Origin of the sequence: Methylobacterium sp. B1 (assembly GCF_000333255.1) — a bacterium.
Classification (GTDB): Bacteria; Pseudomonadota; Alphaproteobacteria; order Rhizobiales; family Beijerinckiaceae; genus Methylobacterium; species Methylobacterium fujisawaense.
The window spans coordinates 1-9,134 of the sequence record NZ_BACT01000415.1 but is presented as its reverse complement, the minus strand read 5'-3'; the positions used below and the strand labels follow the sequence as shown (position 1 = coordinate 9,134).

Annotated in this window: 7 protein-coding genes; 6 read left to right on the top strand and 1 reads right to left on the bottom strand. The window is 71.0% G+C overall.

Features of this window, described 5'->3' with window-relative positions; translation table 11 throughout:
- Positions 1-282: 2Fe-2S iron-sulfur cluster-binding protein (locus I53_RS12090; protein ID WP_043350993.1), on the bottom strand; the 282-nt coding region annotated here is incomplete at its 3' end.
- A gap of 313 nt (positions 283-595) precedes the next feature.
- On the opposite strand from I53_RS12090, the gene I53_RS12085 reads away from it, so the two are divergent.
- The 6 genes from I53_RS12085 to htpG all read left to right on the top strand — a co-directional run bounded on the left by I53_RS12085 (position 596) and on the right by htpG (position 9,123).
- Complete coding sequence (locus I53_RS12085) at positions 596-1,420, top strand: aldo/keto reductase (protein WP_043350990.1); 825 nt, start codon at positions 596-598, stop codon at positions 1,418-1,420.
- 137 nt (positions 1,421-1,557) lie between these two features.
- On the top strand, positions 1,558-2,574 hold the full coding sequence (nadA, locus tag I53_RS12080) for a quinolinate synthase NadA (RefSeq protein ID WP_043350996.1): 1,017 nt from the start codon (positions 1,558-1,560) through the stop codon (positions 2,572-2,574).
- The gene (locus I53_RS12075) at positions 2,571-4,094 is read left to right on the top strand and encodes an L-aspartate oxidase (protein ID WP_043350986.1); all 1,524 of its coding nucleotides are present in this window, start codon (positions 2,571-2,573) and stop codon (positions 4,092-4,094) included. The genes nadA and I53_RS12075 overlap by 4 nt, the downstream gene beginning before the upstream one ends.
- Positions 4,091-4,963, top strand: coding sequence for a carboxylating nicotinate-nucleotide diphosphorylase (gene nadC / locus I53_RS12070; RefSeq protein WP_043350984.1), 873 nt, complete (start codon positions 4,091-4,093; stop codon positions 4,961-4,963). Before I53_RS12075 ends, nadC begins: the two co-directional genes overlap by 4 nt.
- Positions 4,964-5,241: 278 nt before the next feature.
- Positions 5,242-7,125, top strand: coding sequence for a KUP/HAK/KT family potassium transporter (locus tag I53_RS12065; RefSeq protein WP_251982305.1), 1,884 nt, complete (start codon positions 5,242-5,244; stop codon positions 7,123-7,125).
- A gap of 165 nt (positions 7,126-7,290) precedes the next feature.
- Positions 7,291-9,123 (top strand): molecular chaperone HtpG, encoded by a 1,833-nt coding sequence (gene htpG / locus I53_RS12060; protein ID WP_043350981.1) that lies wholly within the window; start codon positions 7,291-7,293, stop codon positions 9,121-9,123.
- The last annotated feature ends 11 nt before the right edge of the window (positions 9,124-9,134 follow it).

The following is a 9,134-nucleotide window of genomic DNA, read 5'->3' as shown; positions in this document are numbered from 1 at the left end:
GGCGCCGCACTGGCCGTGGTCGCAGCCCTTCTTGGTGCCGGTGAGAGCCAGATGCTCGCGCAGCGCATCGAGGAGCGTGGTGCGCGTGTCGAGGACGAGATCGTGCGGCTGCCCATTGATGGTGAGCCGTACCGGCATCGTCTGCGGGGCGGGATCTCCCGGCGCCGCCGCTGCGGGGGCCGGTCGGAAGCCGAGGGCGCCGAGCGCCCCGGCCGCCGCGCAACCTTCCACCACGGCGCGCCGCGTCAGGGCGAACGGCTTCTTCGAAGTCGCGTCTGTCATGCTGCCATCCCGTCCGTGCGCCGCGCTCGACGGCGCGGCGCAACCTGGAATCCGGTGCGCCAACGTGCGGTCGTGCCGATTAGATCCAGTCCAGACTGCGCCCGTTCACCGCGGGCCGAGGTGGTCCGCTGGTCCATGGGCCGCCCTATCCGATCCGCGACGTGGGGGTAGAGAATCGGCCCACGGCCGCGCGGCAGGGCCGGGCGTGGCGCCTCCGGGCCGCCGCGCTCCGCTTGCAAAGGACGCGATCATCGGAACGCGTCGCACCGCCGGCGTTTGGGTAGATCGGAAAGCGTTTCCGGAGGCTCACCCCATGGCCGTCCCGACTTTGGCCCTGAACGACGGGCGTCGCATCCCGCAGATCGGCTACGGCTGCTGGCAACTCTCCGACGCTCAGGCGCCGGACCTCGTCGGCCGGGCGCTTCGGGCCGGCTACCGCCTGATCGACACCGCCGCCGCCTACGGCAACGAGGCGGGCGTCGGACGTGGCATCCGCGATGCGCAGGTGCCGCGCGCGGAGGTCTTCCTCACCACCAAGCTCTGGAACGACCGCCAGGGACGCGACGAGGCGCGGCGTGCCTTCGACGAGAGCCTGCAGCGGCTCGACCTCCCGTATGTCGATCTCTACCTGATCCACTGGCCGTGTCCGCAGCGGCGCCTGTTCGTCGAGACCTGGAAAACGCTGATCCAGCTCCGCGAGGAGGGGCGGGCCAAGTCGATCGGCGTCTCGAACTTCACAGCCGAGCACATCGCCACGTTGATCGGCGAGACCGGCGTGGCGCCTGTTGTGAACCAGATCGAGCTGCACCCGCATTTCCAGCGCAAGGCGCCGCGCGCGGACGACGCGCGTCACAGCATCGTGACCGAGTCCTGGAGCCCCCTCGGCCAGGGCAGGGAGCTGAACGACCCGGTCATCCTCGCGATTGCGAAGGCCCATGGGAAGACGCCCGCCCAGGTGGTGCTGCGCTGGCAGGTGCAGATCGGCTGCGTGGCGATCCCGAAGACCGCCCGGCCCGAGCGCATCCTTGAGAACATCGCGCTGTTCGATTTCGAACTCGGTGCCGGCGAGATGGAGGAGATCGCGGCTCTCGACCGCCCCGACGGCCGCATCGGCCCCGACCCGGCGTCCTTCTGCTGACCGGCATCCCTTCGGCGGCGCAGCGTAACATCGCGCCGCAAAAGATTTATGCTCACAGCTAGCATATCTGGACAGGCGCGTCCGGCGCCCATAAGTTAGACGGCACAATGCTCAAACTGAGCATAATGGAGGACGCCATGGCGGCGACCGTTGCACCCGTCTCCCGCACGCCCATCCCGGGCCTGCCGCTTCCGGATCTCTACGCCCGCGTCAGCCGGCACGTTCCGGCGATCGAGTGGCCGGCGCTCGCCCCCGACATCGAGGCGATCCTGCGCCTGAAGCGGGAGCGCAACGCCGTGATCCTGGCGCACAATTACCAGGCGCCCGAGATCTTCCACACGGTGGCCGACATCGTCGGCGACAGCCTCGCGCTCGCCCGCGAGGCGGTGAATGTCGACGCGGACGTGATCGTGCTGGCGGGCGTCCACTTCATGGCCGAGACCGCCAAGCTCCTGAACCCGGCCAAGACCGTGCTGATCCCCGACATGGGCGCGGGCTGCTCGCTGGCCGATTCGATCACGGCCGCGGACGTGCGCGGCCTGCGGGCGAAGTATCCGGGCGTGCCGATCGTGACCTACGTGAACACCTCGGCGGCCGTGAAGGCCGAGTCGGATTTGTGCTGCACCTCCGGCAACGCCGTCGCGGTGGTGAGGTCGCTGAACGCGCCCCGCGTGCTGATGATCCCGGACGAGTTCCTGGCGCAGAACGTCCAGGCCGAGATTCCCGAGGTCGAGATCCTGACCTGGGCCGGCCACTGCGAGGTGCACGAGCGCTTCACCCCGGCCGACATCCGCGAGGTCCGCGACAGCTATCCCGGCGTGACGGTGATCGCGCATCCGGAATGCCCGCCCGACGTGGTGGCCGAGTCCGACTTCTCCGGCTCCACCGCGATGATGATGGACTTCGTCGTGGAGAAGCGGCCGAAGCAGGTGGTGCTCGTCACCGAGTGCTCGATGGCCGACAACATCGCGGCGCAGAACCCGGATATCGAGTTCATCAAGCCCTGCAACATGTGCCCGCACATGAAGCGGATGAGCTTGGCGAACATCCGCCGCGCGCTGGAGACGATGACCCACGAGGTCACGGTCGATCCGGCTTTGGCCGACCGGGCCCGGGCGGCCGTGGAGCGCATGCTCCAGGTGCGCACACGATGAACGCCGTCTCGCCCAGCACCGCCGACCGCGTCGTCGTGGTCGGCGGCGGCGTCGCGGGGCTCAGCGTCGCGCTGCGTCTCGCGCCCCGGCCGGTGACGCTGGTCACCGCGTCGGCCCTGGGCCTCGGCACCGCCACCGGCTGGGCGCAGGGCGGCATCGCCGCCGCGGTCGGCGCCGATGACGCGGCGGAACTGCACGCCGCCGATACGGAAGCGGCCGGCGCCGGGCTGACCGAGTCCGACGTCGCGCTCCGCGTGGCTCAGGAAGGGCCGGGCCTGATCGATTGGCTGGTGCGGATCGGCGTCCCGTTCGACCGGACCGACGATGCCGCGCTCGCGCTCGGGCTTGAGGCCGCGCATGGCCGCCGCCGCATCGTCCGCTCCGGCGGCGACGCGACCGGGGCGCGCGTGCTCGAAGGGCTGGTGCGGGCCGTTCTCGCTGCGCCGTCCGTCGAGATCGTCACGGCGCGGGCCTGCGACCTGCTCCGGGACGCGCGCGGGGCCGTGGCCGGCATCGTCGCCGAGCGCGACGGTGCCCTGTTCCGCATCCCGGCCCGCGCCGTGGTGCTGGCCACCGGCGGCGTCGGCGCCCTCTACGCGGCGACCACGAACCCGCCCGGCGCCGTCGGCCGCGGTCTGGCGCTCGCCGCCCGGGCCGGTGCCGTCATGCGCGATATGGAGTTCGTGCAGTTCCACCCGACCGCCATCGCGGCCGGCGCCGACCCGATGCCGCTCGCCACCGAGGCCCTGCGCGGGGAGGGCGCCCGACTCATCGACGAGACCGGCGCACCCGTCATGGCCGGTATCGCCGGCGGCGATCTCGCCCCCCGCGACGTCGTCGCCCGCGGCATCTTCCAGGCGCTGCAGCGCGGCCGCACGGTCTATCTCGACGCCCGCGGGGCGCTCGGCGCCGCGATGCCGACGCGCTTCCCGACGGTGGCGGGACTCTGCGCCGCCGCCGGCATCGACCCGGCCGTGCAGCCGATCCCGGTCCGCCCGGCGGCGCACTACCATATGGGCGGCGTGAAGGTGGACGCGCACGGCGCCACATCGGTGCCGGGCCTCTATGCCTGTGGCGAGGTCTCCTCCACGGGCCTGCACGGCGCCAACCGCCTCGCCAGCAACTCCCTGCTGGAAGGGCTCGCTTATGCCCGCTTCATCGCCGACGGGCTCGATGCGCCGCCGCCGGCGGCCATCGTGCCCCAGGCCGTGACCGCCCGCACCTCCGGTGACCTGACGGCGATCCGTGGCCTGATGGAGCGCCAGGTCGGGGTCGTGCGCGACGCCTCCGGCCTCGGGGGGGCGGTCGCCGCCCTGACGCCGGAGGCGGAATTCTGCGACGCCGCGCTGGTGGCGCTGCTGATCGCCCGCGGCGCGTTGGACCGCCAGGAGAGCCGCGGCGCCCATTGGCGCAGCGATCATCCGCATCTCGCAGCCGCGACCCATACCGAGACCACGCTGGCCGATCTCCGGGCGGCGCAGAGCGGCCGGACGGTCGCCGAGGAGGCCCTGACGCCATGACCCGATCGGTCTTCTCCGACGCCATCCTGCCCCTGCCGCGGCTCCTGGTGGAGCCGGTGGTGCGCGCCGCCCTGCTGGAGGATCTCGGCCGGGCCGGCGACATCACGACCGACGCCATCGTGCCCCCCGGCGAGCGGATGCGCGGCGTGATCGCCTCCCGCCAGGACGGCGTGATCTCCGGCACCGATGCCGCCGCCATCGCGTTCGCGCTGGTCGATCCGGCCGTCACCGTCACGGTCGAGCGCGGCGACGGCGCCCGCGTCGCCCCGGGCGACGTGGTGCTACACCTCGAGGGGCCGGCCCGCGCCATCCTCACCGCCGAGCGCGTCGCCCTGAACCTGCTCTGCCGGATGTCGGGCGTCGCCACGGCCACCCACGGCCTCGTCGAGGCGGCCCGCCCGCACGGCAAGGCCTCGATCGTCTGCACCCGCAAGACCACGCCGGGCCTGCGCGCCCTGGAGAAGCACGCCGTGCGCGCGGGTGGGGGGTCGAACCACCGCTTCGGCCTCGACGATGCCGTGCTGATCAAGGACAACCACGTGGCGGTGGCGGGCGGCATCGTGCCGGCCATCGAGCGCGCCCGCGCCCGGGCCGGCCATCTCGTGAAGATCGAGTGCGAGGTCGACAGCCTGGAGCAACTGGAGGAGGCCCTTTCGGTCGGGGTCGACGCGGTGCTCCTCGACAATATGGGGCCCGACCAGCTCACCCGCGCGGTGGCGATGATCGACGGACGCGCGCTCTCCGAGGCATCGGGCCGGATCACTCGCGCGACGGTGGGGGCGGTCGCGGCCTCGGGCGTCGACCTGATCTCCTGCGGCTGGATCACCCACTCGGCGGCGATCATCGACCTGGGTCTCGACGCGGCCTGAATGGGCGACCTCCGGGTCGCCGCGGGGATCCGCCGTCGGGCAGGGCTCGAAGATCATCACGTTCGGGTGACAAGTCTTCGTCATCAGCGCGGCTGAGACACCCGAAGTCTATCGCCGCGCGACCGACTCGCTAAGGTTTCGCCCAACCGCGACGCCATCGACCGGACGTGACCGTGAGCCAAGCCCTGCCCTCCGCGGCTGCCCCGGCGGTCGATCTTCCGGCGGCGCCGGTGGCGCGCAAACCCGGTGCCGTCCGACATGGGCCCGGCGCCGCGCTGATGCTGGGCGCGCTGGGCGTCGTGTATGGCGACATCGGCACGAGCCCGCTCTACGCGTTCAAGGAAGCCGTGAAGGCGGCGACCGCCGGCGGGGCCGCGGTGCCGGCGGCGGCCACGGGGGCGGTGTCGCTGATCCTGTGGTCGCTGATCCTGATCGTGTCGCTGAAATACGCGGTGCTGATCCTGCGCGCCGACAACCGCGGCGAGGGCGGCATCGTCGCCATGCTGGCGCTGCTCGGCGCCCGGCAGGCCCGGCCGGGCACGGGGAAGGCGCTGCTTCTGGTGGTCGGTCTGGTGGGGGCGGCGCTGCTCTACGGCGACGGCGCGATCACCCCGGCGATCTCGGTCCTCTCGGCGATCGAGGGCGTGAAGGTCGATGCGCCGGCGCTCGGCCCGTACGTGGTGCCGATCACGCTCGTCATCCTGGTCGGGCTGTTCCTGGTCCAGCACAAGGGCGTGGCCGCCATCGGCCGCGTGTTCGGGCCCGTGATGCTCGTCTGGTTCCTGGTGCTGGGGCTGCTCGGGATCGCCGGCATCATCGCCAAGCCCGAGATCCTGGCGGCGGCCAACCCGTTGCGGGCGGTGGACTTCCTGGTCCATGCCGGCTGGCATGTCAGCTTCCTGATGCTGGGCGCGGCCTTCCTGGCGGTGACCGGCGGCGAGGCGATGTATGCCGATCTCGGCCATTTCGGCGCCCCCGCGATCCGCTTCGCGTGGTTCGGTCTCGTGCTGCCGGCGCTGTTGATCCACTATTGCGGGCAGGGCGCCCTGATCATCGCCGATCCCGGTGCGATCGAGAATCCGTTCTATCGGCTTGCCCCCGACTGGGCCCATTATCCGCTGGTCGCCCTGGCCACGATGGCGACCGTCATCGCCTCGCAGGCGGTGATCTCGGGCGTCTATTCGTTGACCCAGCAATCGATCCAGCTCGGCTTCATGCCGATGATGCGGGTCGTCCACACAGACCGGGACGAGCGTGGCCAGATCTACGTGCCGGCGGTGAACTGGCTCCTGGCCGCAGCGACCCTCACCGCGGTGGTGGTGTTCGGCTCCTCCGACGCCCTGGCCGGGGCCTACGGCATCGCGGTCTCGGCCCTGATGGGCATCACCACGCTGCTCGCCGCGCTCATCGCGCTGCGTTGGGGCTACAATCCGATCCTGGTCTTCGCGGTCAACGGCGCCTTCCTTACCCTCGACGCCGTGTTCTTCGCCGCCAACAGCGTGAAGCTCTTCGAGGGCGGCTGGTTTCCGCTGCTGCTGGCCGCCGCGGTCGCCTTCCTGATGCTGACATGGATGACGGGCAACCGCGTTCTCGAATCCGTCCGCCAGACCATGCGGATGTCCGAGGCGACCTTTCTCGCCCGACTGACCTCGCACCCGCCGGTGACGCTCCCGGGCACCGCGGCCTTCCTGACCGCCGCCACCGATGGCATCCCGATGGCCCTCGGCCGTCTGCTGGAGCGCAGCCGGTGCCTCCACGAGCGGATCCTCCTGATCACCGTCGTCTACGAGGAGGAGCCGGTCATTTGCGCCGCCGAGCGGGCGCAGGTGACGCTGGTTGCGCAGGGCATCCGCACGGCGATCTCGAAGTTCACGCCCGGCATGGAACGGGTCGTCCTTCGGTACGGCTTCATGCAGACCGCCTCGATCCCCGAGGGGCTGCGATGCGCCGTGGCGAGCGGCCTCCTGCCTCCGGAATACCTCGAGGACATCACCTACTTCGTGGGCCACGAGGTGGTCATCCCGTCGCCGACCCATCCCGGCATGGCGCCCTGGCGGGAGGCGATGTTCAGCTTCATGAAGCGCAATGCCGAGCGCACCGGCGCCCATTTCGGCCTGCCGACCCGGCAGATCGTCGAGGTGGGAACCGAGATCGAGATTTGAATCGGGGGCCCTGAACAGGGCCGCGCCGCGGCACGCCCGAAGGGCAGGGCCTCCACAGGCGGCGGACCGCCATGACGGCGATGCCGAGCCCGCGCGGCGCATTGAAAACGGCCGCGTTCGCCAGCATATCGCCACCGCGATTTTCCCACAGCGGAGGCATGACCCGTGAGCGAGACGATTGAGCGGCACGAGTTCGGGGCGGAGGTAGGCCGGCTCCTCGACCTCGTCGTGCACGCGCTCTATTCCGACCGCGAGATCTTCCTGCGCGAACTCGTGGCCAACGCCGCCGACGCCATGGACCGGCGGCGGTTCGAGGCCCTGACCTCGGCGGCGAGCGCCCTGCCGGCGGACGCCAAGGTCCGCATCGCCCCCGACAAGGAGGCGCGGACCCTGACCGTGTCGGATGCCGGCATCGGCATGACCAAGGAGGATCTCGCCACCAACCTCGGCACCATCGCGCGCTCCGGCACGCGGGCGTTCTCGCAGACGCTGGAATCCGCCAAGGCCGAGGACCGGCCGAGCCTGATCGGCCAGTTCGGCGTCGGCTTCTACTCGGCCTTCATGGTCGCCGACCGGGTGACGGTCACGTCGCGCCGCGCCGGCAGCGACGAGGCCTGGACCTGGGCCTCCGAAGGCCAGGGCAACTACACCCTGGAGCCTGCCACCCGGGCGGAACCCGGCACCGACATCGTGCTCCATCTCAAGGGCGACGCCGACGAGTATCTCGAGCCTTACCGGCTCGACCATCTCGTGCGGAAATGGGCCGACTTCATCACCGTGCCGATCGCGGTCGTGCGCGACGGCAAGGACGAATCGGCCAATCAGGGCACCGCGCTCTGGCGCAAGGCGAAGTCCGAGGTCACCGAGGAGCAGTACGAGGCGTTCTACCACTCCATCGGCATGAACTTCGACAAGCCCTGGGCGACGCTCCACTGGCGCGCCGAGGGGCAACTCGAATTCGCCGCGCTGCTGTTCATCCCCGGTTCGAAGCCCTTCCAGGCGCTCGAGAACGAGCGGCAGAGCAAGGTCCGGCTCCACGTGCGGCGGATGTTCATCACCGACGAGGCCGAACTGCTGCCGCCCTGGCTGCGCTTCGTCCAGGGCGTGGTCGATACCGAAGACCTGCCCCTCAACGTGTCCCGCGAGATGCTGCAATCGACCCCGGCCCTGGCGCGGATCCGCCGCGCCGTGACCGGCCGCGTCGTGTCCGAACTCGCAACCCGCGCCAAGGACGCCGAGGGCTACCAAGCCTTCTGGGAGAATTTCGGCCCCGTCCTTAAGGAGGGCATCTACGAGGATTTCGAGCGCCGGGGTGAGATCGCCCCGCTCCTGCGCTTCCGCTCCTCGGCGGTGGAGGGCTGGACCTCCCTGCCGGATTACGTATCCCGCATGAAGGATGGCCAGGAGGCGATCTACTACCTCGTCGCCGACGATGCCGAGGCGCTGAAGTCGTCGCCCCAGCTCGAGGGCTTCAAGGCGCGCGGCCTTGAGGTGCTGCTGCTCTCCGATCACGTCGACGCCTTCTGGCCCGACCAGCTCGGCAGCTTCGAGGAGAAGCCGCTCCGCTCGATCACCAAGGGTGGGCTCGACCTGTCGAAGTTCGCCCTCGAGGGCGAGCAGCCGGAGGCGCCCGAGGGCATCGATGCGTTCGTGGCCGCCGTGAAGACCGCGCTGGGCAGCGAGGTCTCGGACGTGCGCACCACCGACCGGCTGGTCGACTCGGCGGTGGTCCTGTCCGCCGGGACCGGAGGCCCAGACCTGCAGATGCAGCGGCTCATGCGGCGGGCAGGGCGGGCCGGGGCCGGGCAGCCGGTCCTGGAGATCAACCCGCGCCATCCGCTGATTCGGGCGCTGGCCGCGGCACCCGAGTCGGAGGTGCCGCAGGCGGCCGGCACGCTCCTCGACCTCGCCCGCATCCAGGATGGCGACAGCCCCCGCGACCCGGCGGCCTTCGCCCGGACTGTGGCGGCGGCCCTGGCGGCGGCGCGCAGCGCGTAGGACTACGAGAC

Excerpts from the sequence above, each read along its gene's own strand:
- I53_RS12065 (WP_251982305.1), top strand. The coding sequence starts at position 5,242 with ATGCTGGGCGCGCTGGGCGTCGTGTATGGCGACATCGGCACGAGCCCG.
- nadA (WP_043350996.1), top strand. The coding sequence starts at position 1,558 with ATGGCGGCGACCGTTGCACCCGTCTCCCGCACGCCCATCCCGGGCCTG.
- I53_RS12085 (WP_043350990.1), top strand. The coding sequence starts at position 596 with ATGGCCGTCCCGACTTTGGCCCTGAACGACGGGCGTCGCATCCCGCAG.
- nadC (WP_043350984.1), top strand. The coding sequence starts at position 4,091 with ATGACCCGATCGGTCTTCTCCGACGCCATCCTGCCCCTGCCGCGGCTC.
- I53_RS12075 (WP_043350986.1), top strand. The coding sequence starts at position 2,571 with ATGAACGCCGTCTCGCCCAGCACCGCCGACCGCGTCGTCGTGGTCGGC.